Annotated in this window: 20 protein-coding genes; 13 read left to right on the plus strand and 7 right to left on the minus strand. The window is 71.8% G+C overall.

What is annotated here, in order from left to right:
* Positions 1-122: 122 nt before the first annotated feature.
* From DEI96_RS04995 to DEI96_RS05030, 8 genes are all read left to right on the plus strand, one after another.
* A complete protein-coding gene (locus DEI96_RS04995; RefSeq protein WP_111022657.1) occupies positions 123-1277 on the plus strand; it encodes an extracellular solute-binding protein in 1155 nt (384 codons plus the stop codon).
* Positions 1274-2308 (plus strand): ABC transporter permease, encoded by a 1035-nt coding sequence (locus DEI96_RS05000; RefSeq protein ID WP_111022658.1) that lies wholly within the window; start codon positions 1274-1276, stop codon positions 2306-2308. The genes DEI96_RS04995 and DEI96_RS05000 overlap by 4 nt, the downstream gene beginning before the upstream one ends.
* Entirely contained in the window at positions 2305-3117 is an 813-nt protein-coding gene (locus tag DEI96_RS05005) for an ABC transporter permease (protein ID WP_017886992.1), read from the plus strand. The genes DEI96_RS05000 and DEI96_RS05005 overlap by 4 nt, the downstream gene beginning before the upstream one ends.
* 26 nt (positions 3118-3143) lie before the next feature.
* The gene (locus tag DEI96_RS05010) at positions 3144-4220 is read left to right on the plus strand and encodes an ABC transporter ATP-binding protein (RefSeq protein ID WP_246521570.1); all 1077 of its coding nucleotides are present in this window, start codon (positions 3144-3146) and stop codon (positions 4218-4220) included.
* Between the two features lie 134 nt (positions 4221-4354).
* Positions 4355-5875: an inositol monophosphatase family protein gene (locus DEI96_RS05015; RefSeq protein WP_181440464.1), complete on the plus strand. Its 1521-nt coding sequence runs from the start codon at positions 4355-4357 to the stop codon at positions 5873-5875.
* Between the two features lie 276 nt (positions 5876-6151).
* Positions 6152-6949: a hypothetical protein gene (locus DEI96_RS05020; RefSeq protein ID WP_258372731.1), complete on the plus strand. Its 798-nt coding sequence runs from the start codon at positions 6152-6154 to the stop codon at positions 6947-6949.
* Between the two features lie 59 nt (positions 6950-7008).
* Positions 7009-8010 (plus strand): ATP-binding cassette domain-containing protein, encoded by a 1002-nt coding sequence (locus tag DEI96_RS05025; protein WP_111022661.1) that lies wholly within the window; start codon positions 7009-7011, stop codon positions 8008-8010.
* Positions 8007-8855, plus strand: coding sequence for an ABC transporter permease (locus tag DEI96_RS05030; RefSeq protein WP_051596514.1), 849 nt, complete (start codon positions 8007-8009; stop codon positions 8853-8855). Before DEI96_RS05025 ends, DEI96_RS05030 begins: the two co-directional genes overlap by 4 nt.
* 24 nt (positions 8856-8879) lie before the next feature.
* On the opposite strand, the gene DEI96_RS05035 is transcribed toward DEI96_RS05030, so the two are convergent.
* The gene (locus DEI96_RS05035) at positions 8880-9542 is read right to left on the minus strand and encodes a LuxR C-terminal-related transcriptional regulator (protein ID WP_111022662.1); all 663 of its coding nucleotides are present in this window, start codon (positions 9540-9542) and stop codon (positions 8880-8882) included.
* Positions 9539-10771, minus strand: a complete 1233-nt coding sequence (locus DEI96_RS05040; protein ID WP_111022663.1) for an ATP-binding protein — start codon at positions 10769-10771, stop codon at positions 9539-9541. The genes DEI96_RS05035 and DEI96_RS05040 overlap by 4 nt, the downstream gene beginning before the upstream one ends.
* A gap of 114 nt (positions 10772-10885) precedes the next feature.
* Between DEI96_RS05040 and DEI96_RS05045 the strand changes: the two genes are divergently transcribed.
* The 4 genes from DEI96_RS05045 to DEI96_RS05060 all read left to right on the plus strand — a co-directional run bounded on the left by DEI96_RS05045 (position 10886) and on the right by DEI96_RS05060 (position 15630).
* On the plus strand, positions 10886-12280 hold the full coding sequence (locus DEI96_RS05045) for a PspC domain-containing protein (RefSeq protein WP_181440465.1): 1395 nt from the start codon (positions 10886-10888) through the stop codon (positions 12278-12280).
* 11 nt (positions 12281-12291) lie between these two features.
* On the plus strand, positions 12292-12570 hold the full coding sequence (locus DEI96_RS05050) for a hypothetical protein (RefSeq protein WP_111022665.1): 279 nt from the start codon (positions 12292-12294) through the stop codon (positions 12568-12570).
* Positions 12571-12724: 154 nt separating this feature from the next.
* Positions 12725-14626 carry an APC family permease gene (locus DEI96_RS05055; RefSeq protein WP_228516145.1) on the plus strand — a complete coding sequence of 634 codons (1902 nt, stop codon included), beginning with the start codon at positions 12725-12727 and terminating at the stop codon, positions 14624-14626.
* Positions 14623-15630 carry an EamA family transporter gene (locus tag DEI96_RS05060; protein ID WP_111022667.1) on the plus strand — a complete coding sequence of 336 codons (1008 nt, stop codon included), beginning with the start codon at positions 14623-14625 and terminating at the stop codon, positions 15628-15630. The genes DEI96_RS05055 and DEI96_RS05060 overlap by 4 nt, the downstream gene beginning before the upstream one ends.
* 61 nt (positions 15631-15691) lie before the next feature.
* Here DEI96_RS05060 and DEI96_RS05065 read toward each other — a convergent pair whose 3' ends face one another.
* Positions 15692-17374: a long-chain-fatty-acid--CoA ligase gene (locus DEI96_RS05065; protein WP_111022668.1), complete on the minus strand. Its 1683-nt coding sequence runs from the start codon at positions 17372-17374 to the stop codon at positions 15692-15694.
* A 95-nt stretch (positions 17375-17469) separates the two neighbouring features.
* Here DEI96_RS05065 and DEI96_RS05070 point away from each other — a divergent pair, with 95 nt between their 5' ends.
* Positions 17470-18396, plus strand: coding sequence for an oxygenase MpaB family protein (locus DEI96_RS05070; protein ID WP_110864492.1), 927 nt, complete (start codon positions 17470-17472; stop codon positions 18394-18396).
* A gap of 82 nt (positions 18397-18478) precedes the next feature.
* Here the strand turns inward: DEI96_RS05070 and DEI96_RS05075 are convergent, their stop codons facing one another.
* The 4 genes from DEI96_RS05075 to DEI96_RS05090 form a co-directional block, all read right to left on the minus strand.
* On the minus strand, positions 18479-19468 hold the full coding sequence (locus tag DEI96_RS05075) for an aldo/keto reductase (RefSeq protein WP_111022669.1): 990 nt from the start codon (positions 19466-19468) through the stop codon (positions 18479-18481).
* Positions 19465-20031: a TIGR03086 family metal-binding protein gene (locus tag DEI96_RS05080; protein WP_111022670.1), complete on the minus strand. Its 567-nt coding sequence runs from the start codon at positions 20029-20031 to the stop codon at positions 19465-19467. The genes DEI96_RS05075 and DEI96_RS05080 overlap by 4 nt, the downstream gene beginning before the upstream one ends.
* A 639-nt stretch (positions 20032-20670) precedes the next feature.
* On the minus strand, positions 20671-21231 hold the full coding sequence (locus tag DEI96_RS05085; protein WP_027464630.1) for a YceI family protein: 561 nt from the start codon (positions 21229-21231) through the stop codon (positions 20671-20673).
* A 109-nt stretch (positions 21232-21340) separates the two neighbouring features.
* Entirely contained in the window at positions 21341-22273 is a 933-nt protein-coding gene (locus tag DEI96_RS05090; protein ID WP_284183636.1) for a putative endonuclease domain-containing protein, read from the minus strand.
* Positions 22274-22390: the final 117 nt, after the last annotated feature.

The following is a 22390-nucleotide window of genomic DNA, read 5'->3' on the forward strand; positions in this document are numbered from 1 at the left end:
CCCAGCGCGGGAACGTTCCCACACGGCCCGCACGTACGACGCCCCGCACACCCGCACACCCGCACGCCCATAAGCCCCCACCCCCGCACAACCCCACGCACCACGGAACAGGGAGAACCCACGTGAAGACCCGAGTCCTCGCCGGCCTCGCCATCGCGGCAGCCGCGACCGTCGCACTCTCCGGCTGCGTCCAGAGCGCCAACGCCTCGAACGCCTCCGACACCGACGGCACCACCGACCTCACCGTGTTCATCAGCGGCGACACCAACGTCCAGGACCTCTGGGACAAGTCGCTCATCCCCGCCTTCGAGAAGGCCAACCCGAAGATCCACGTCAGCACGAGCATCGACCTGCACGGCGAGCACGACGCCCAGACGCAGGCGAACCTCGCCACCGCGGTCAAGGCCGGCAAGTCCGTCGCGTACGACCTCGTCGACGCCGGCTTCGTCACCACCGCCGGCAAGGCCGGGCTGATGGCGCCGGTCAGCGACAGCTCGATCCCGAACCTGAAGGACGTCCCGGACGCCACGAAGCAGCAGGGCGGCGACAGTGCCATCCCGTACCGCGCCTCGAGTGTGCTGCTGGCGTACGACGCGAAGAAGGTCACGGACCCGCCGAAGACCCTCGACGACCTGCTCGCCTGGATCAAGGCCAACCCGGGCGAGTTCGCCTACAACTCACCGTCGTCCGGCGGTTCGGGTGGCTCGTTCGTGGCCACGGTGCTCGCGAAGTACCTGACGCCCGCCGAGCAGGAGACGATGCAGACGAAGTACGACAAGTCGCTCGAGTCCAAGTGGGACAAGGGCTTCGCGGCCCTGAAGGACCTCGGCCCGTCGACGTACCAGAAGGGTGTCTACCCGAACGGCAACGACCAGGTCGTGCAGCTGCTCGGCAGTGGCCAGATCGCGATGGCCCCGGTCTGGAGCGACCAGTTCATCACCTCGCAGAAGACCGGCATCATCCCGAAGACCACCAAGGCCGTGCAGATCGAGGACCCGTCGTTCACCGGCAGCGCGAGCTTCCTCGGCATCCCCAAGACCGAGCCGAAGGCCAAGAAGGCGGCAGCCGAGAAGCTCGCCGACTTCGTGCTCAGCGCGAAGGGGCAGCAGCTCGTCGCGAGCGCCGTCTCCGGCTACCCGGTGATCCCGCTCGACAGCCTGCCGGCGTCGGTCGCCGAGCAGTTCGCCGACGCGAACCCCTCGCAGCTCCGCCTCGGGTTCCAGAGCGACTTCGCCGCCGACATGAACGCGGCGTGGGACGCGAAGGTCCCGCAGTGACCCAGACCGTCCAGGACGGCCCGGCAACCGGCCGGGAGGCCCGTGGCGACTCCGCCACGGGCCTCCCGCCCGTCCCGCCCCACGCCCAGGGCCCGGCGCACCCCGCCAGTGGGCGCACGGCGCAGGAGCGGCTGGCCCGCCGCCGGCGGTGGCAGGGCCTCGCCCTCGTCGCCGCCCCGGTGCTGGTCGTCGTCCTGTTCGTCGGCGTCCCGGTGGTGAACGCCGCGTTGTTCAGCCTCGGGTTCACCGGCGGCCTGAACCAGGCGCTCGCCGACATCGGCGGCGACACCGTGCGCGGCTTCTCGTTCGCGGTCTACGCGACCCTGCTCGGCAACGCCACGTTCCTGCGTGACCTGGTCGCGACGCTCGGGGTCACCGCGCTGTCGACCGGCCTGACGGTGGGGCTCGCCGTCGTCGTCGCGGTGATCCTGCGGCTCCGCGGCGGCTTCCTCGGCAAGACCCTCAGTGTCCTGGCCGTGGTGCCGATCTTCGTGCCGGTGGTCATCGCGAGCTGGTCGATCCTGACCTTCACCGACGCGCAGGGGTTCCTCCGGAGCCTGGGTGCGCAGTTCGACCTGGATGTCCCGGTGTGGGGCTACACCCTCGTCGCCGTGGTGTTCGGCAGCGTCTGGACCAGCCTGCCGTTCGCGGTGCTGATGATCGCCGGGGCGCTGCAGGGCACCCCGGACGCCCTGGTCGAGGCCGCGAAGGACGCCGGGGCGAGCACCTGGCGCGTCGTCTGGCAGGTGCTCCTGCCGATGGCCGCGACCCCGCTCGTCATCGCGACGACGTTCACCGTGATCGGGGTGCTCGGTTCGTTCACCGTGCCGTACTTCACCGGTCCGAACGCGCCGACGATGCTCGGCGTCGACATCTCGAAGTACTTCCAGGCCTACAACCGTCCGCAGCAGTCGACGGCGATGGCGTTCATCGTGTTCGCGTTCGCCGCGGCCGCGAGCGTCTTCTACCTCCGCTCGACGGTCCGCTCGAACGCGGGCGAGCTCGACAAGAAGCGTCAGGAGCAGCAGTGATCAAGCGTCTGACCGGCAACGCCCTCGTCTGGGCGACGGCGATCGTGCTGGCCGTGTTCATCCTCGGGCCGCTCGTCTGGCTGGCCGCCCGGGCCTTCGCCACGACGTGGACCTACCCGAACCTGCTGCCCGACGGCTGGACCCTGCAGTGGTGGGGCACCGTGTTCGAGGACCGCAGCCTGGCCGTCGCGGTGCAGAACTCGCTCGTCCTCGCCCCGCTCACGGTCCTCATCGCCGCCGTGGTCTGCCTGCCCGCCGCGTGGGCGATCAGCCGCATCGAGTTCCCGGGGCGGCGGCTCGTGCTCGTCGGGCTGTTCGCCACGAACGCGTTCCCGAAGATGGGCCTCTTCGTCACGATGTCGGCGATGTTCACCGCGCTGAACCTCATGAACACGGTCACCGGCATCCTGATCGTCCACGTCCTGGGCTGCGTCGTGTTCATGACGTGGCTGCCTGCCGCAGCGTTCTCGGCCGTGCCGCGGTCCCTCGAGGAAGCCGCCCGCGACGCCGGGGCGAGCCGCTGGCGCACCTTCTGGAAGGTGACGTTCCCGATCGCCTGGCCCGGGATCCTCGTCGCGATGGTGATGTCGTTCCTGGCGTCCTTCGACGAGGCGCAGGGCACGTACCTGGTCGGCGCCCCGACGTACATGACGATGCCGACGGCGATGTACTCGCTCGTCCTGAACTCCCCGCGCCAGGTCTCGGCGGTGTTCGCGATCGCGCTGAGCATCCCGTCCGTGGTCCTGCTGCTGCTCGCCCGGAAGCACATCATGGGCGGCCGACTGGCGGACGGCTTCCAGATCCGATGACCCACACCAGCACGAAAGGCGACCAGATGACGGACGCGACGCTCGTCTCGGAACGCGCACCGGGCCTCCAGGCCGACGGCAGCACGACGGACCGGACCCGATCCGGCGGCCTCACCATCCGCGGACTGCGCAAGACGCTCGGCGGGCGCGACGTCGTCGCCGGCATCGACCTCGACGTCGCGAAGGGCGAGCTCGTCTCGCTCCTCGGGCCGTCCGGCTGCGGCAAGACCACGACGCTCCGGATGGTGGCGGGGTTCCTGCCCGCAGACGGCGGCGTCGTGACCATGGGGGACCGCGACGTCACGTCGCTCGGTCCGGAGCGCCGGCCGAGCGCGATGGTGTTCCAGAACTACGCGCTCTGGCCGCACATGACGGTGACGCAGAACGTCGCGTTCCCGCTGCGGACCCGACGGGTGCCGAAGGCGCGGGTCGCCGAGCGGGTGCGCGACGCGCTCGAGCTCGTCGGCCTCAGCCACCACGCCGGCTCGAAGCCGACCGCGATCTCGGGCGGTGAGCAGCAGCGCGTGGCCCTGGCCCGCGCCATCGTGCAGGAGCCCGACGTCCTGCTCCTCGACGAGCCGCTGTCGAACCTCGACGCGAAGCTCCGCGTGAGCGTCCGCGACGAGATCCGCCGCATCCAGCAGCGGCTCGGCATCACGACCGTGATCGTCACGCACGACCAGGACGAAGCGCTCAGCATCTCCGACCGGATCGCCGTGATGCACGACGGCCGCATCGAGCAGATCGCGACCCCGACGGAGCTCTACGCCCGCCCCGCCACGAGCTTCGTCGCGTCGTTCATCGGGTCGACGAGCGTCGTCACCGGCCGGTTCCTCGCCGGCACGTCGGTCAGCCCGACGGCGGCCGACACGGTGGTGATCCGCCCTGAGCAGGTCGTGCTCACCGACGACTCGCCGATCCGCGCGACGGTCGCGCGGGTGCTCATGCGGGGGCACTTCGCCGAGGTCGTGCTCAGCACCGACGGCGCGGAGCTCCGTGCCTACGTCACCGGGCCACCGCCCGCGGTCGGCACCGAGACCGGGGTGCGCCTGGGTGAAGTGCTCGTCCACCGCGACGGCGTGCTGCTCGAGGTCGCCCGATGAGCGCCGGGGTCCCGACGTCGGTTGCGGCCGTGTCGGCTGCGTCGGCTTCGGCTTCGGCTTCGGTTGCGTCTGCGGCTGCGGCTGCGGCTGCGGTCGACCAGGTGGTCGCCACCAGTCCGGACGGGAGGCCCGGCGTGCGTCCGCCACGCCTCGTCGCCCACCGCGGTGCGCCGCGCGTCCGGCGTGAGAACACCCTGCCCGCCATCGCGGTCGCCGAGGCGCTCGGCGCCGAGGTGATCGAGGTCGACGTCCGTCGCACCGCCGACGGCGTCGCCGTCCTGCTGCACGACGAGACCCTCGGCCGGATGTGGGGCGACGCCCGCCGGGTGTCCGACGTCGACTGGTGCGACGTCGCCCGGCTCGGCAACGGCCTCGACCGGATCCCGCGGCTCGACGGCGCGCTCGAACGCCTCGACGGCTGCCGGTCCACCCTGCTCGTCGACCTGACCGACGCCGAGGACGCCCTGGTCGCCGCCCGCACCGTCGCGGGCTTCACCGGTTCCACCGCGGTGGCCTGGTGCGGGGCGCCGGCGGCGATGGCGGCCGTCCGCTCCGTGCTGCCCGATGCCGACGTCTGGCTGGCGTGGGAGTCGCTCGACCCGCCGGTGTCGGCGGACCTCGAGGCGCTTGAGCCGTCGACGCTCAACCTCGACGTCGCGTTCCTCACCCCGCGCACGGTCGAGGTCGCGCACGCTCTGGGCCTGCGCGTCGCCGTCTGGACCATCGACGACGTCGAGCCCGCGATCTGGGCGGCCCGGCTCGGTGTCGACTCGATCACCACGAACGACGTCGGGTCCATCGGAGCGGCCCTGTCGGCGGCCGAGCGCGACGGCTGGTCCGAGCGCGACCGGGAGCCCACCGAGACCGAGGTCGCTTCGCGCGCCCAGGCCCTGGCCCACCGCATCGCCCACGAGGTCATCGCCTACACGCGTGAGCACCCGGTCAGCGTGGTCCACACCAAGGCGAACCCCGCCGACCTGGTCACCGACGTCGACCGCCTGGTGGAGCAGCACGTCCGCTCCCGAGTGCGGATGGTGTTCCCGACGCACGGGTTCACCGGCGAGGAGTACGGCGAGGCCCCCGGCGACCGGCACCGCTGGTTCCTCGACCCCGTCGACGGCACCACCAACCTGGCCAACGGCGTGCCCTGGACCTCGATGTCGCTCTGCCTGACCCGTGGCGGCCGTCCGCTCGTCGGCGTCGTCGCGGACCCCTGGCGCGGCGAGGTGCTCGAGGCCCGACGCGGCCGCGGCGCCACCCTGCGCGACCGCCAGCTCCGACTCGACGACACACCCCGTCCGCTCGCCGGTGCCGTCGTCGGCACCGAGCTCGACGGGCACCGCCCGTGGCCGGGGTTCGGGGCGTTCCTCGACGCCCTGGCCGACCGGTCGTGCACGCTCCGGGTGCAGGGATCGGGGACATTGACGATCGCGCAGGTCGCGGCCGGGCGGGGGATCGGCGGCTGTGTCTCGGCGTTCAACCCGGTCGACCACGGCGCCGCGGTGCTGCTCGTGCACGAGGCCGGGGGCGTCGTGCTGACGCCGTCCGGCCCCGTCGAGGGCTTCCCACCCGTGGGGGAGCCGTTCCTCGTGGCGCACCCGGGGGCCGCGGACGAACTGCACGCGGTGTGGACGGCGGCGCTCGCCGCGGGGTGAGCCGCGCGGCGGGGCGGGCCGGAGGCACGGTGCGGGGTCTGCGATGCGGTGCGGGGTTGGCTGGCGGGTGCGGTGCTGCAAGCGCGCACGTGGCTGGGAACCGCGCACGGGGTGTGCAGGTGCGCACGGTGCGGACTGGAGGCGCGGTGCCAGCCCGGCACGCGCCTCCCGGCCGACTCTGAGCGGGCGCTCAGTCATCCGACGCCGGGGGTTCGTAGTGTTGCAGTCCACGACGGGTCCGACCGGGCCCACCGTGCACCCGAAGGAGCATCGACCATGGGATTCCTCGACCGCCTGCTCGGACGTCCGGAGCGTGACCGATCCGCTGACGCACAGCAGAACCAGTGGGGGCAGCCGCCGCAGCAGCAGGGCTACCGGTACGGCCAGCAGTCCTACCAGCAGCCGGCACCGTCCGCACCGCAGGGCGCAGGCGACCAGTACGGCGTCCCGCAGTGGGGCGGCTCACCGACGCAGCAGCAGGGTGCGACGACCGACGACGAGCGTGCGGTCGAGCGCTACCGCTACCTGCTCCGCACGGCACCGCCGGAGCGCATCGAAGAGGTCCACGCCGAGGCCTTCGCCAAGCTGACCGACGAGCAGCGGCGCATGGTCTACGACGAGTTCACCCGGACCGCGCCTCCCGGTGAGGCGCCCCGTGGTGACGACCCCCGCTCGCTCGCCCAGTCGGCGACCCGCTCCGAGATCCGCCAGCCGGGCTTCATGGAGCGCTCGCTCGGTGGCGTCGGCGGTGGCGGCGGACGCTTCGGCGGCCAGCGCGGCGGTCCGTCGTTCGGCAGCATGATCGGCGCCTCGATCCTCGGGACGGTGGCCGGCTACGTCATCGGTTCGGCGATCATGAGCGCGTTCCTGCCGGACCCCGGTTCGTTCGATGGCGGTACCGACGCTGCGGGTGACGGTGGTTCGGAGGACACTGGTGCTGAATCCGGTGATGCCGGGGCGTCCGACGGCGGCGCATCCGACGGCGGCGGCTTCGACAATGCGGGCTGGGGCGACAGCGGATCCGACTTCGGCGGTGGCTTCAGCGACTTCGGTGGTGGTGACTTCGACGTCTGAGTGACGTCCGTCGCTCCACCGGACCCCCGGGTACCCACCGTGTCCGACGAAGGAGCGACATGGCCATCATCGAAGCCTCCGGGCTGACCAAGACCTACAAGTCGAAGTCCGGGCCGGTGCACGCGCTGGCCGGGCTCGACCTGTCGGTGCCGCAGGGCACCGTGAAGGCGCTGCTCGGGCCGAACGGCGCCGGCAAGACCACGGTGGTGAAGGTGCTGACCACCCTCATCACGCCCGACTCGGGCACCGCGACGATCGACGGCATCGACGTGATCGCCGACCCGCAGGCCACCCGGCGGTCGATCGGGGTGTCCGGGCAGTACGCGGCGGTGGACGAGAACCTGACCGGGTTCGAGAACCTCGAGATGATCGGGCGGCTCTACCACCTGGGCCGCCGGACAGCGCGCGACCGTGCCCGGGAGCTCATCGACGTCTTCGACCTGTCCGAGGCGGGCGACCGTCCGGTGAAGGGCTTCTCCGGCGGCATGCGGCGACGCATCGACCTCGCCGGGGCGCTGGTGATGAACCCGCGCGTGCTGTTCCTCGACGAGCCGACGACGGGCCTCGACCCCCGGAGCCGTCTGGCCCTCTGGGGCATCATCGAGGACCTCGTGGCCGAGGGCGCGACGGTGCTCCTCACCACCCAGTACCTGGAAGAAGCCGACCGGCTCGCCGACGACATCGCGGTCATCGACGACGGCGCGGTCATCGCCGAGGGCACCGCGGACCAGCTCAAGGCGCAGGTCGGCGGGCACCGCGTGGTCGTGACCCTGGTGGACGAGGCCGACGGCGACGCGGCGACGACGGTGCTGCGGCGGTACGGGGTCGGCGAGGTCGAGACCTCGGGCGACGGCCGAACCCGTGCCATCGCGGTGGAGGCCGGTCCGGCAGCCCTGCAGCGCGTGCTCGCCGACCTGGGCGAGGCCGGCATCGAACTCCACGACGCCGGCATGCGGCGCCCGACCCTCGACGACGTCTTCCTCCGCCTGACCGGACACGCCGCGACGGACGACGACGCCGGCGCACCCGCGGCCACCAAGCAGAAGGAGACGGCACGATGACCACCACGTCCCTCGCGCCGGGCCGCCAGCTGCCCGTCGTCGTCACCTCACCGCTCGCCGTCTGGGTCGAGGACGGCTGGACCGTCACCAAGCGGAACCTCATCAAGCTCAAGCGGTCGCCGGACATGCTCGTGTTCGCCGTGCTGCAGCCGATCATGTTCGTGCTGCTGTTCAGCCAGGTCTACGGCGGCGCCATCCAGGTGCAGGGGACCGATTACACGCAGTTCCTGATGGCGGGGATCTTCGCGCAGACCGTGGTGTTCGGTGCGACGTTCTCCGGGTCGGCGATGGCGCAGGACCTGAAGGAGGGGCTGATCGACCGGTTCCGCACGCTGCCGATGTCGGCGTCCGCGGTGCTGGTCGGGCGCACCAACTCCGACCTCGTCCTGAACTCGATCTCGATGGCGATCATGATGCTCACCGGGCTGGCGGTCGGGTGGCGGGTGAACTCGTCGCCGCTCGAGTTCCTGGCCGGCATCGCCCTGCTGCTGCTGTTCAGCTACGCGTTCAGCTGGGTCATGGCGCTGCTCGGCATGAGCGTCAAGACGCCCGAGGTCATCAACAACGCCTCGTTCATGATCCTGTTCCCGCTGACGTTCATCTCGAACGCGTTCGTGCCGAGCGACACCCTGCCGCTGGTGCTGCGCGTGTTCGCGGAGTGGAACCCGGTGTCGTCGCTCGTGCAGGCCGCGCGAGAGCTCTTCGGCAACGTCGGGTCCGCGCCGGTGCCGGACATCTGGACGATGCAGCACCCCGTGCTGACCGTCCTGATCGGGATCGCCGTGATGCTCGTGGTCTTCGTCCCGTGGGCGGTGAACAAGTACACCAGGATCAGCGCGAAGTGAGACGGATCGGGTCCGCGTGGGCGCTCAGAGCAGCTTGCGCTGCAGCGCCCACGCGGTCAGCTCGTGCCGGTTCGACAGCTGGAGCTTCCGCAGGACCTTCGACACGTGCGTCTCGACGGTCTTCACCGAGATGAACAGCTCCGTCGCGACCTCCTTGTAGGCGTACCCGCGCGCGATGAGCCGCATGACCTCCTGCTCGCGGGCGGACAGGCGGTCCAGCTCGGCGTCGTGCTGCGCCGTCTCGCCGCTGACCGCTCCGAACGCGTCGAGCACGAAGCCCGCCAGGCGCGGCGAGAACACCGCGTCCCCGTCCGCCACACGGGTCACGGCCTCGGCGACCTCGGCACTCGACGAGCTCTTCGTGATGTACCCGCGGGCGCCGGCGCGGATGACCCGCACCACGTCGTCGGCGGCGTCCGACACGCTCAGCGCGAGGAACCGGGTGTCCGGGTTGTCCGGGGCGGACCGCGTGATGACCTCGGCGCCGCCGCCGCCGGCGCCGCCCGGCAGGTGCACGTCGAGCAGGACGACGCGTGGGCGGGTGGCCGCGACGAGCGTCACGGCTTCGTCGACGGTAGCCGCCTCACCCACGACCTGGAGGCCCGGTGGCAGTCCGGCGCGCACGCCGGCTCGGAAGATGGAGTGGTCGTCGACGATCGCGACGGTCAACGGGGCGGGCTCGGTCATGCGTGCTCCTCGTCGTGCGCCGCGGGTGCGAGCGGCAGGGTCAGCCGGACCTCGGTGCCGGTGCGGCCCGGCCCCGGTGCGATGGTCGCGTGGCCGCCGAGGCGCTGCATCCGGCCGACGATCGACTCGCGGACGCCGTACCGGCCCGCGGGCACGGAGTCGACGTCGAAGCCCGGGCCGCGGTCGCGGATGCTGAGCTCGACCCGGTCACCGGCGGTCTCGGCGTACACGCTCACGGTCCCACCGGCGTGCCGGGCGGCGTTGAGCATCGCCTCGCGGGCGGCGGCGACGAGCCCGTCCGGCAGGTCGCTGCGGGCGGGTCCGACCGCGATGACCTCGATGCGGGCGGGGTACTCGGCCTCGATGTCCACGGCTGTGTCCCGCAGCTGCGCGCCGAGGTCGCGCGCCGGTTCCGCCCGCTCGGTGAAGAGCCAGGACCGCAGTTCGCGCTCCTGCGCCCGTGCCAGCCGTGCCGCGTCCGAACCCGGCTCGGCCTTCTGCTGGATGAGGGCGAGGGTCTGCAGCACCGAGTCGTGCAGGTGTGCCGCGAACTCGGCCCGCTCGAGGTCGCGGACGCGGGCGGCGCGTTCCTCGGCGAGGTCGCGGACGAGCCGGACCACCCACGGGGCGACCACGACGGCGACCCCGACCAGGACGGCGACCGCGGCGGTGAGCACGGTCCAGACGTTCGGGCGGCTGCTCGTCGTGAAGAACAGCAGGATGCCGAGCACGACGAGCACCAGGGCCCCGAGCGCCCGGACGACGAGGGCGGAGGACCCGGCGGTGCGGACGTTGCGGAGCGCGTCGAACTGCCGCCAGGCGAGTGCGGCACCGGTGACGACCACGACGCCGGGCACGACGAACTCGAGGGGGACCGCCACGCCCATCCGCGCTGCGACCACCGCGCCGGCGGCGGCGAGCAGTGCCACGCCGAGCAGGATCTCGACGACCGGGGCGCGACGGGCGGACACGGGGTCGTCGTCGTCTCCGTCGACGGCAGGCGTCAAGAAGGACTTGAGCGGTGCGCGGCCCGAGGCCGAACCGGCGGGCGCACTCGGGACGGTCGCCCAGAGCCAGGCGTAGAGCAGCAGCCCGGCGCCACCGCAGACCACCAGGACCGCGGTGGCGAGCCGGACGGCCCCGACCGGCAGCCCGGTGTGCGCCGCGAACCCGCTGCAGACCCCGCCGACGACCCTGGGGGTCGGGCGCGTCATCGTCGCGGTGGCCATGGGGCAATCCTGGCACCCGGACGGCCCCCGCAGCAGGGTCCGGGGCCGGGATCAGGGACCGGTCAGGGGGAACCCCGATGGTGTCGGCGCAGCACAGCCGGGATGCTGGTGGCCATGACCGATCACCAGCACGACTCCGCTCCCGGCACCGCCGCCGGCAGCGCCGACTCGACAACCCGGTTCTTCGCCTGGGTCCGCGGCCTCGGCATCGCGCGCACCGACGACCGCTGGCTCGCCGGCGTGTGCGGTGCCGTCGCCCGCCGCACCGGGCTCGACCCGCTCGTGGTCCGCGGCGTGACGATCGTCGTCGCGCTGCTGGGCGGGCCGGTCTTCCTCGCCTACGCCGCCGGCTGGGCGCTGCTGCCCGACACCGCCGGACGCATCCACGTCGAGCGGATGATCCGCGGTGTCCTCGACCCGGCGCTCATCGCGATCGGCGCCTTCGTGGCGCTCACCTTCGTGCCCGCCGCCCGCGGCCTGTGGTGGCAGGGGGTCCCGGATGCCTGGGGGATGCCCGGCTGGCTCGAGGCGACCCTGGCCACCGCGTGGAGCATCGTGCTCGTCGGCGGGATCGTCTGGCTCATCGTGGTCCTGGCCCGACGCGGGGTGGACGGCGAGGGGACCGCGAGCACCGGCACCGGCACCGACCCGACCGCTGCCCCGCGGGGCGACTTCTGGACCAGCCCCGAGGAGCCGCACCCGGCCCGGAACGCGTGGACCGCGGAGGCGACCGGCGCGGCGGACGCGGGACGGGCCTCCTGGCAGTGGGGTGCGCCCGCGAGCCCCGAGGACCGGCGACGGCAGCACGAGGAGCGGATGCGCGCCGAACGCGAGCGGGCGGCCGAACGGCGGGCCGAGCGGGTGGAGCGTCGACCCGGGGCGGCGTACGTCGCCGTGTCCCTCGGACTCGCACTCGTCGCCGGAGCCGGGGTCGCGTTCTGGGCGCAGCAGGCCGGGTGGTCCGTCCCGGTCCTCGGGATCGCCGCGGCGCTCGCGGTGCTGGCGATCGCGACGATCGTCGCCGGGATCCGCGGCCGCGACGACGACGTGCTCGGACTCTTCTCGACGGTCGCAGCGGTGGCCCTGGTGGTCACCGGGGTCCTGCCCGCCGGCACCCAGGTCTCGCTGATCGGTGGCACCACGTGGCAGGTGGAACGGGCTGCGTCGGGGAGTGAACGGAACTTCGCGATGCTGGCCGGCGGTCCGACGCTGGACCTCCGTGAGCTCGAACCGTCGGCGGTCGGGGGCGACGTGAGCCTCTGGCTGGGCGCCGGCGGGGCCGAGGTGCTGCTGCCGACCGACCTGCCGGTTCGGGTCGAGGTGAGCGGTGTCGGCTACGGGGTCGACACCGGCGGAGGCGACGACGACGGCACCGGTGGGGTGCTCCGGACCACCACGCTCGAGAACCGTGCGGCACGCACGGCCGATGCGGACGAGATGACGACGGTGCACCTGTGGATCCTCGGCGGCGGCGTCGACGTGCCGCGGGCGATCACGGTCGGCGAGTGAGGAACGGGACGATGACGAACGACGGAACGACCAACGACGAGACGACTGCGCCGATGGCTCCACCGGCGGCTCCCGACGGGCCCGTCCGGCGGCCCGCACGCCGTGGCGCACGGTTCGGCACGATCCTCTGGGGCGTGCTGCTGCTGGTGTTCGCCGGGGCGATGGCCGTGAGTGCGCTGCCGATGTTCTCAGTGGACACCACGACCCTGCTGTTGGCCGCCTGCATCGCCGCCGGCGTGCTGCTGGTCGTGGCGGGGATCGTGGCGGCCCTGTCCCGCACACGGCGGTAGTCCGACCGCTCCGTGCACAGGGCTGTCCAGGTGTGCACGGGGGCCACCCGGACGGCTTAGCATCATCCACGTGACCGCGACAGACGCCGAGCGGGCCGCCCAGCGCGACGCCACCGAGCAGCCCCTCGACCGCAGCACCCGCCTGCGCCGGTGGATGCTGCACGGGGCCGACCAGGGAGCCTCCCACCAGGGCCCGCACCAGGTCGAGGTCGAGAAGACCCACCCGTGGTGGCGGGTCATGTGCCTGACCGGCGTCGACTACTTCTCCACGCTCGGGTACCAGCCCGCCATCGCCGCGCTCGCCGCGGGGCTGCTGTCGCCGATCGCGACGATCGTCCTCGTGCTCGTCACGCTGTTCGGTGCGCTGCCGGTGTACCGACGGATCGCGCACGACAGCTTCCGGGGTGCCGGGTCGATCATGATGCTCGAGAAGCTCCTGCCGTGGTGGGCGGGCAAGCTGCTCGTGCTGGTGCTGCTCGGGTTCGCCGTGACGGACTTCATGATCACGATGACCCTGTCGGCGGCAGACGCCACGGCGCACATCGCCGAGAACCCGTACACGCCGCACTGGTTCACCGAGATCCCGGTGCCGCTCACCCTGGCGCTGCTGCTCCTGCTCGGCATCGTGTTCCTGCGCGGGTTCAAGGAGGCCATCGGCATCGCGGTCGGCCTCGTCGCGGTGTTCCTCGCCCTGAACGCCGTCGTCATCATCGTCGCCCTCTGGCACGTGTTCGAGAACCCGATGGTGGCGAGCGACTGGTGGTCCGGGCTGACGGCACAGCACAGCAACCCGCTCGTGATGGTCGGCATCGCCCTGATCGTGTTCCCGAAGCTCGCGCTCGGGCTCTCCGGGTTCGAGACCGGTGTCGCGGTGATGCCACAGGTCCGCGGCGACGCCACCGACGACACCAGCGACCGACCCGAGGGCCGGATCCGTGGCACCAAGCGCCTGCTGACCGTCGCGGCGCTCATCATGAGCTCGTTCCTCATCACGTCGTCGATCGTGACGACGTTCCTCATCCCGCAGCACGAGTTCCAGCCGGGCGGCGGTGCGAACGGGCGCGCCCTGGCGTACCTGGCGCACGAGTACATGGGCGGCGTGTTCGGGTCGATCTACGACTTCTCGACGGTCGCCATCCTGTGGTTCGCCGGCGCGAGCGCGATGGCGGGGCTCCTCAACCTGGTGCCGCGGTTCCTGCCGCGCTACGGCATGGCACCGCAGTGGGCTCGTGCGGTGCGTCCCCTCGTGATCATCTTCACGCTCATCGCGTTCGTGATCACGATCATCTTCCAGGCCGACGTCGACGCGCAGGGCGGCGCCTACGCCACCGGCGTGCTCGTGCTCATCACGAGCGCCGCGGTCGCGGTGACGCTGTCCGCGCGCCGCAAGCAGCAGCGCAAGCGCACCATCGCGTTCGGCGTGATCTCGGTCGTGTTCGTCTACACCACCGTCGCCAACGTGATCGAGCGGCCCGACGGCGTGCGGATCGCGGCGATCTTCATCATCGCGATCGTCGTGGTGTCGCTCATCTCGCGCGTGCGGCGTTCGTTCGAGCTCCGGGCGTCGTCGATCGAGCTCGACGCGACGGCCCGCCAGTTCGTCGAGGCCGACGCCGACCAGTTCAGCTCGATCTGCATCATCGCCAACGAGCCCGGCGCCGGCACGGCCGAGGCATACCGGGCGAAGGGGCGCGAGGAACGCCGCGACTCCGGCATCCCCGCCCGCGTGCCGACGATGTTCCTCGAGGTCCTGCCCGCCGACTCGTCCGACTTCGAAGAGGACCTGGTGGTCGAAGGCCACGTCATCCACGGGTTCCGCGTGCTCAAGGTCCGCTCCGGCAACGTCCCGAACACCATCGCGTCGACACTCCTCGCCATCCGCGACCTCGCCGGGGTGGTGCCGAGCATCTACTTCGAGTGGAACGAGGGCAGCCCGATCCGCAACGCCCTGCGCTTCGTGTTCACCGGTGCCGGCGACGTCGCCCCCGTGACGCGCGAGGTCCTGCGCGAAGCGGAACCCGAGGTCAACCGACGGCCCAACGTCCACGTCGCGTGAGCCACGGACCGGGCGCGGGGCGTGCCTCCAGGCCCGTCGGCGGTCTGGCGGCGATCGCGGTCGCCGCAGCGGTCTGGGGCACCACCGGGACCGCGACGCACTTCGCGCCCGGTGTGCCGGCGTTCGTGTTCGGTGCGGTGACCTTCGGGCTCGGCGGGCTCGTGCTCGCCGCCACCGCGGGCCGGGGCACGCTGCGTGCCGTCACGCAGCGCCGGACGCGCGGCTGGGCACTGCTCGGCGCCGCGTCGCTCGTGGTCTACGCGGTCGCGTTCTACGCGGCCCTCGCCGACGCCGGGGTCGCGCTCGGCACGACCCTGGCCATCGGCTCGTCGCCCGTCTTCGCCGGTCTGGTCGAGTGGATCGCCGACCGCAGACGCGTCACCCGCCGGTGGGTCGTCGCCACCCTGGTGAGCGTGGTCGGCATGGTCGTCGTGACCCTCGCACGCTCCGAGCACGACGGCGGCGGGCGGTCACTCGCGGTCGGCGTCGGCAGCGCGCTGCTCGCCGGTCTGACGTACGCGCTGTACTCGTGGGCGGTGGCGCGGGGGATGCACGCCGCGACGAGCCGTATGCCGATCGCCGTCGGTCGCACGGAGTCCGACAGCATGCCGGTCGGCGGGGACGTCGGGGTCGCGGCCGCACGGGCTGCCCGCGGGCCGAACGAACGGGGGCTCGTCGGCGCGGTGTTCGGGGTGGCGGCGGTGCCGCTCGTCGTGCTCGCCGTGGTGGCGGGCGGGCCGTTCCTGACCGACGCCGGCAACTGGCCGGTGTTCCTGTACCTGGCGCTGGTGCCGACGGTGATCGGTCACTCGCTCTACGCGCTCGGCCTCCGGACGGTGACGGCGTCGGTCGCGACGCTGCTGTCCTTGCTCGAGCCCGTCGTGGCCGCGGTGCTCGCGGTGCTCGTGGTGGGGGAGCGCCTGGGCGTCGGCGGATGGGCCGGCATCGTGCTGGTGGTCGCTGGGCTGTCCGTGCTGGCGCTGCCTGCGCGGCGGGCGGGCTGAGCGGCGCCGCCCGGTACCCGCCCGGCGCGCGAATTGAGCCGCGCCACCCGGTGCCCGCGCGTCAGCCGTCCAGGATCTGGTCCCGCACCTTCCGCCGCAGCACCTTGCCGATCATCGAGCGCGGCAGGTCCTCGACCACCACGACCCGGCGCGGCACCTTGTACGCCGCCAGGTGCTCGCGCGACCAGGCCCGGAGCGCGGCCGCGTCGAACGTCGAGGGGTCCTTCGGCACGACCGCGGCGACGACCTGCTCGTTGCCGCCCTGCGTGATGCCGACCACCGCGACCTCCTTGACGCTGGGGTGCTTGAGCAGGGTGTCCTCGACCTCGGACGGCGACACGTTGAAGCCGCCGGTGATGATGAGTTCCTTGAGGCGGTCGACGATCCGGACGTACCCGTCGGCGTCGATGGCCACGATGTCACCGGTGCGGAACCAGCCGTCGGGCGTGAAGACCTCGTCGGTGGCCTCGGCCTTGCCCCAGTAGCCGCGGAACACCTGCGGGCCACGGACCTGCAGTTCGCCGGGCTCGTCGATGCCGAGCACCTTCGTGTCGTCGTCGGGGTCGACCACGCGCGCCTCGGTGGAGGACAGCGGCAGACCGATCGACCCGAGTCGACGCTCGGGGGAGACCGGGTTGGCCATCAGGACCGGGGAGCACTCGGACAGGCCGTAGCCCTCGACCAGGTAGCCGTCGGTCCGGGCCTCCCACGGCTCGACGATGTCCTGCGACAGCGGCATGGCCCCGGAGATGCCGATCTCGATGCCCTTGAGCGACACCTTTGCCGAGTCGGCCGCGTGCTGCAGCCGGGCGTAGATCGGCGGCACGGCCGGCAGGAACGTCGGCGGGTGGCGCTTGATCGCCGTCAGGACGAGGGCGGGGTCGAACGCGGGGAAGAGCACGAGCCGCGAGGCCATGCTCATCGCGAAGGTCAGGCAGAGCGTCAGGCCGTAGGCGTGGAACATCGGCAGCACCGCGTACACGACGTTGTCGCCGCGGCGGATCTGCGGCACCCACGCCCGGGCCTGCGCGGCGTTCGCCAGCAGGTTCCGGTGGCTCAGCACCGCACCCTTCGGTGTCCCGGTGGTGCCGGACGTGTACTGGATCAGCGCGACGTCGTCGGTGGCCGGCCGCGGGTGCCGCTTCGACAGCTTGCGGGTGTCGGCGAGGTCGTCCCACTTGACCGTGCCGCGGACCTTCGCCGTCAGCTTCGCGCGGGACTCGCGGGCCTTCGCGACCGGCAGCGACAGGGCGAGCCGGGTGCTCCGGGGCATGGCCCGGGTGATGTCGACCGAGACGATCGCGTCGAGGTGCACGTCGGCCGGGAAGTCCTGCAGCGTCGCGACGGACTTGTCCCACGCGATGGCGACCTTGGCGCCGTGGTCCTCGAACTGGTGGCGGAGCTCCCGCGGCGTGTACAGCGGGTTGTGCTCGACCACGATCGCGCCGAGCCGCAGCACCGCGTAGAACGCCACGATGTGCTGCGGGCAGTTCGGCAGGACGATGGCGACGCGGTCACCCGCCCCCACGCCGAGCTTCCGGAGGCCGTTCGCCGCGCGGAGGATCTGCTCCTCGAGGTCGGCGTAGCTCGTGGTGCGCTTGAAGAACTCGAGGGCGACCTGCCTGGGGAACTTCCGGGCCGACTGCTCGACCAGGTCGTACAGGGAACCACTCTGTTCCTCGATGTCGTGCGGGACCCCCGGGGCGTACGAGGCAAGCCAGGGACGAGGCGTGTCGATGCTCACCCGACCCAACCTAGTGGGCCACCCCCGTGCACGCTGGGAGGGCCACTTTGCGCGATGCCACCCCCGCGCCCAGGTGACGGACGGAACATGACGACATGTCCACTGTCTCCGACGTCTTCCGGTCCCGCCTCAACCAGACGTTCACGGGTGGTTCGACCGGCACGGAAGCCTGGATGGACGACCTGGAACACGGCACCGACGCAGGCTTCTTCGGTCCGGGCTCCGCCACGTGGGCGGTGCACGGCGGCAGCCACGGCATCGTGGCCGGCGTGCGGGCACTGCTCGTCCAGGCGCTGCACCCCGGCGCACTCGCCGGCGTCGCCGACCACTCCCGGTACCGCGAGGACCCGTTCGGCCGTCTGGCCGGCACCAGCCGGTGGATCGCCACCGTCACGTACGGCGACCGCCAGACCGCCCGCAGCGGCAGCGACTGGGTGCTCCGGCTGCACGAGCGCGTCCGCGGGCAGTACGTCGACGCGCACGGCACCACCCGCCCCTACGCGGCGAACGACCCGGACCTGGCGCGCTGGGTGCACCTCGCCTTCACCGATGCGTTCCTCCGCGCCGCCCAGCGCTGGGGCGGCCCGATCCCCGGAGGCGCGGACGCCTACGTGCGCGAGTGGGCAGAGGCCGGGCGGCTCATGCGCATCGTCGACCCGCCCGAGTCCGAGGCGGAGCTCCGTGCCCAGATGAACGGGTACCTCGACCGCGGCGAACTCCTGGTCGACTCGCGCACCCGCGACGTCGTCCGGTTCATCAAGGACCCGCCGCTCTCCCGTCTGCTGCGACCCGGCTACCGCGCGGTGTTCCAGGGCGCCGTGTCCACGCTCGACCCGCGGCACCGGTCGCTCCTCGGCCTCCGTGCGCCGATCGTCGGCCCGGTGGAGCTGCCCGTGGTCCGCACCACGAAGCTCGTGCTCGACGGGATCGGTGCGGTGCTCGACGACCAGACCGGTTCCGAACGAGCCGCGCGGCGGCGCATCGCGCGCCTGCAGCGCGCTGACGGCAGCGCGGTCGCCTGACCACGGCGGTCACCGCGACCACGTGACGGACGGGAGGCACGGTGCCAGCTGGCACCGTGCCTCCCGTCCGCTCGTGGGGGCGTCAGAAACCCGACGGCACCCGGGGCGTGTAGGCGGACTCGAGTCGCGTGACCTCGTCGTCGGTGAGCGTCAGCGACGCTGCGGCCACCGCGTCGTCGATGTGGTGCTCCTTCGTCGCGCCGACGATGGGCGCGGAGACCGCGGGCTTGCCGGCGACCCAGGCCAGGGCGACCTGCGCCATCGGGATGCCGCGCTCCGTGGCGACGGCCTCGACCGCGTCGACGATCGCCCGGTTGGCGTCCTCGTCCTGCTTGTACAGGGTCATGCCGAACTCGTCGGTCTGCGCGCGCGAGCCCGACCCGGAGGCGTCCCAGGGGCGGGTGACGCGGCCGCGGGCGAGGGGGCTCCACGGGATCACGCCGACGCCGGTGTGCTCGCAGAAGGGGAGCATCTCGCGCTCCTCCTCGCGTTCGAGCAGGTTGTACTGGTCCTGCATGCTCACGAACTTCGTCCAGCCGTGGCGTTCCGCGGTGTGCTGCATCTCGGCGAACTGCCACGTCCACATGCTGCTCGCGCCGATGTAGCGCGCCTTGCCGGCCTTGACGACGTCGTGGAGGGCCTCCATGGTCTCCTCGATCGGCGTCACCGGGTCGAAGCGGTGGATCTGGTACAGGTCGACGTAGTCCGTGCCGAGCCGGGTCAGGGAGGCATCGATCTCGTGCATGATCGCCGCGCGGGACAGCCCGGCGCCGTTCCGGCCGGGACGCATCCGGTTGAAGACCTTCGTGAAGACCTGGACGTCCTCGCGCGGAGCCAGCTCGGCGAGGAGCGTGCCGGTGATCTCCTCGCTGCTGCCGTCGGAGTAGACGTTCGCGGTGTCGAAGGTCGTGATGCCGGCCTCGAACGCGCGACGGACGAACGGGCGGGCCTCGTCGATGCCGACGCTCCAGGCGTGCGAGCCGCGGTCCGGGTCGCCGTACGACATCATGCCGAGGACGATGCTGCTGATCTCGAGCCCCGAGTTGCCGAGGCGCTTCGTGTCGGTGGTCATGCAGTCACTCTGGCATCACGGCCTGTGACGGCGAGCAGACGGACCTGGAGCGGGGAGTCCTCGGTGACGTCGACCGGGGGTGCGTACAGGCCGGTGGCGGCGAGGTCCTCGATCTGCGGCTCGAAGTACTCCCACACGGCCCGGACGAGCTCGTCGGGCAGGGACTCCTCGGTGCCGGTCGCCCGGGCGAGGTCCCACGTGTGGATCGTGATGTCGCTCGTCTGCTCCGTGAGGTACTGCGCGGCGGGCACGACGTCGGTGCTGAGGTGCACGGGGGTGTCCTGCGGGGCGTTCCGCCAGGCGTCGGTGGCCGCCGTGGCGAACCGGTGCCACTCGGACACCAGGTCGTCGCCGATCGGCTCGAGGTCGGCCTGGGCCTGGGCGTAGTCGCACCCGGTCAGGAGCTTCGGGATCCAGCGCTGCTCGTCCACGACGTGGGCGACGAGGTCGCGGGTGGTCCACTCGGAGTCGGGCGTGGGGGCGTCCCAGTCGGTGACGGCGGCGACGCGGCGGCCGAACTCGGCTGCCGCGAGGGCCTGCATCGCGATCCAGTCGGTGGCCATGGTGGTGCTCCTGTTCGTCGTGCGGGCGTGCTCTTGGTCGGTGCTTCTCGTGCAACTCGGGGTCCGGCGTGCGGATTCCCCTCGGTGCCGTCGCACGTGCCAACGTTACGCGGGGGCGGGGGCCGGGGCGGGGCGGGGGCTGCGCCCGGGCGCTCGTGCGCTGCCCTTGCTCCCTGTCCCGGGCGTCCTCGCGCCTCGTTCCGCGAGCGGGCGAAATGCCGCACTTCGTCCCCGCCGTGTCCCGGGCATTCCGCCCGCTCGGCCGCGCTTCCGATCTCCGCCTGGGTCGCTCGCACCTGCCGCCCGGGTCCTTGCGCGAGCGGGCGAAATGTCCGGCGTGCTCGGGGGATCGACGTGGTGTTTCGCCCGCTCGTGAGCGTGAGCGTGGGCGTGGGGCGCACGGGTGCCGACGTGGGGCGTGATCGCGGGGATCGGCGTCGACTTCGGCGCCCGGCATCGTCGAGCGGGCGGAATGCCTGACGAGACAGGACGAGGCTCCGGGGTGTTTCGCCCGCTCGTGGTCGGGGGAGCAGTGCGGGCAACGAAGAACGCCCCGACTCCGTGCGGAGTCGGGGCGTTCTTCTCGGGTTCGGGGAGTGCTGCTCGGTGCCCTCAGTCGGGCGTTGAGTCAGAGGTGGCTCAGGCCGCCTGGAGGACGAACTGGACGTCGAGGTTGATCGTGACGTCGTTGCCGAGCGTGAAGCCGCCGGCCTCGAGCGCCGCGTTCCAGTTCACACCGAACTCGGTGCGGTCGATCTTCGTGGTCGCCTCGGCACCGAACTTGACCTGGCCGTAGCCGTCCGTGGTGAAGCCGCCCAGCTCGGCCTTGAGGACGACCGGCTTGGTGACGCCGCGCAGGGTCAGGTCGCCCGCGATGTGCAGGTCGTCGCCCTTCGCCTCGATGCTCGTCGAGCGGAAGGTCAGCTGCGGGTGCTCCTCGGTGAGGAAGAAGTCGCTCGTCTTGAGGTGCTGGTCGCGCTGCTCCTGGCCGGTGTTGATCGACGCGACGTCGATGTTGGCCTCGACGGTCGACTCGAGCGGGTTCTCGGCGGTGACGACGGTGGCGTCGAACGTCTCGAACTTGCCCTTGACCTTGCTGATGGCGAGGTGGCGGACCGAGAAGGTGACCTCGGAGTGGGTCGGGTCGATCTTCCAGGTGCCGGTCTTGTAGCCGGGAACGGTGTCAGCGGTGAGCGTCATGGTGGTCCTTCTTCCGAACGAGAGTCTGCGGTGCGACGCGTTCCATGCGCCTGCATCGAGTTGATACTACGACAGTGTGCACCGTTTTGGTTGAAGCGTCAACCATTGTTCACCCAAGTGTCGCAAACCGCGTGTCGTGGGCTCCTCTGACGCCGACCTCGAGCAGCCGACGGATGCGGTCCACGAAACGGTCGACGCCGTGCGCGACGTCGTCTGCTGTTGCTCTGACGAGCCACCAGTCGACGTCCTTGAGGTGCTCTCCGCGCGTCAGGTCCTTCCGGAAGGTGGCTGGATCGGTCCGGTGCAGATCGCTCTCGTACTCGATCGCGACCCTGGCCTCGGGGTAGGCGAGGTCCACACATGCGATCCACTGCCCGTCGACGACGACATCGTGGTTGAGTGCCGGTTCCGGGAGTCCGCGGCGGACGAGTGCCAGCCGTGTCCGGGTCTCTCCGGGAGACCGGGATCCCCTCCGGATCTCGTCGAGCGCGAGGCGGAGCTTCACGATCCCGCGAATGCCCCGTCGTCGTCGGACGGCCTGGGCGAGTTCGTCGAGCGTCGCCCAGCCGAGCCAGCCCACGAGCGCATCGCCCGCGACGATGAGTTCGTCGAGCGTCAGTATCGAGCCCAGTGCGACGAACGTGTCGGCCGGAGTGGTCAGTGGCACTCCTCGTGCGATCGTCGCGCGGACTGATCCGTACCGGGCTCGGTGGCCGACCGTGCCGCGGACCCGGAGTGCTTGGTCGGTCCCGATCGTCGTGACGTGCAATCGCTGATCGCGTTCGAGACGACGGGGGAGCGGGACGCCGATGATCGCTGCCGCAGTGACGTGACTGAAGACCTGATCGGGGCGGAGTCGAGGAGCGAGCGCCCTTGCACGTTCGTCCACGGATTCCGGCGGGAACGCGGATCGGATGCCGTGGAACGGGCGCACCAGATCTCGAGCGTCGAGCCGGCCCCGCGAAACGCCTCTGTGCAGCGCGTCCCGTACCCGGAACGAAGCGTCGCGGAGTGCCATCGGGAGTCGGCGTCTTGCGGTCATCTCCACAGCGTGACGGCGAGCCGACCCCGAGGACGGGAGTCGCGCCTCCTCTGTGGACGACTTGCCCGCCCTCGCCCATGTGGAGGGGTAGTTGCCCCCGCGAGCGGGCGAAACACC

It is taken from the genome of Curtobacterium sp. MCLR17_031 (genome assembly GCF_003234775.2).
GTDB classification, from domain to species: Bacteria; Actinomycetota; Actinomycetes; order Actinomycetales; family Microbacteriaceae; genus Curtobacterium; species Curtobacterium flaccumfaciens.

Coding starts and splice junctions, on each gene's coding strand:
- DEI96_RS05010 (WP_246521570.1), top strand. CDS start 3,144: ATGACGGACGCGACGCTCGTCTCGGAACGCGCACCGGGCCTCCAGGCC.
- DEI96_RS05020 (WP_258372731.1), top strand. CDS start 6,152: ATGGGATTCCTCGACCGCCTGCTCGGACGTCCGGAGCGTGACCGATCC.
- DEI96_RS05025 (WP_111022661.1), top strand. CDS start 7,009: ATGGCCATCATCGAAGCCTCCGGGCTGACCAAGACCTACAAGTCGAAG.
- DEI96_RS05030 (WP_051596514.1), top strand. CDS start 8,007: ATGACCACCACGTCCCTCGCGCCGGGCCGCCAGCTGCCCGTCGTCGTC.
- DEI96_RS05035 (WP_111022662.1), bottom strand. CDS start 9,542: ATGACCGAGCCCGCCCCGTTGACCGTCGCGATCGTCGACGACCACTCC.
- DEI96_RS05040 (WP_111022663.1), bottom strand. CDS start 10,771: ATGGCCACCGCGACGATGACGCGCCCGACCCCCAGGGTCGTCGGCGGG.
- DEI96_RS05045 (WP_181440465.1), top strand. CDS start 10,886: ATGACCGATCACCAGCACGACTCCGCTCCCGGCACCGCCGCCGGCAGC.
- DEI96_RS05050 (WP_111022665.1), top strand. CDS start 12,292: ATGACGAACGACGGAACGACCAACGACGAGACGACTGCGCCGATGGCT.
- DEI96_RS05055 (WP_228516145.1), top strand. CDS start 12,725: ATGCTGCACGGGGCCGACCAGGGAGCCTCCCACCAGGGCCCGCACCAG.
- DEI96_RS05070 (WP_110864492.1), top strand. CDS start 17,470: ATGTCCACTGTCTCCGACGTCTTCCGGTCCCGCCTCAACCAGACGTTC.
- DEI96_RS05075 (WP_111022669.1), bottom strand. CDS start 19,468: ATGACCACCGACACGAAGCGCCTCGGCAACTCGGGGCTCGAGATCAGC.
- DEI96_RS05080 (WP_111022670.1), bottom strand. CDS start 20,031: ATGGCCACCGACTGGATCGCGATGCAGGCCCTCGCGGCAGCCGAGTTC.
- DEI96_RS05085 (WP_027464630.1), bottom strand. CDS start 21,231: ATGACGCTCACCGCTGACACCGTTCCCGGCTACAAGACCGGCACCTGG.
- DEI96_RS05090 (WP_284183636.1), bottom strand. CDS start 22,273: ATGACCGCAAGACGCCGACTCCCGATGGCACTCCGCGACGCTTCGTTC.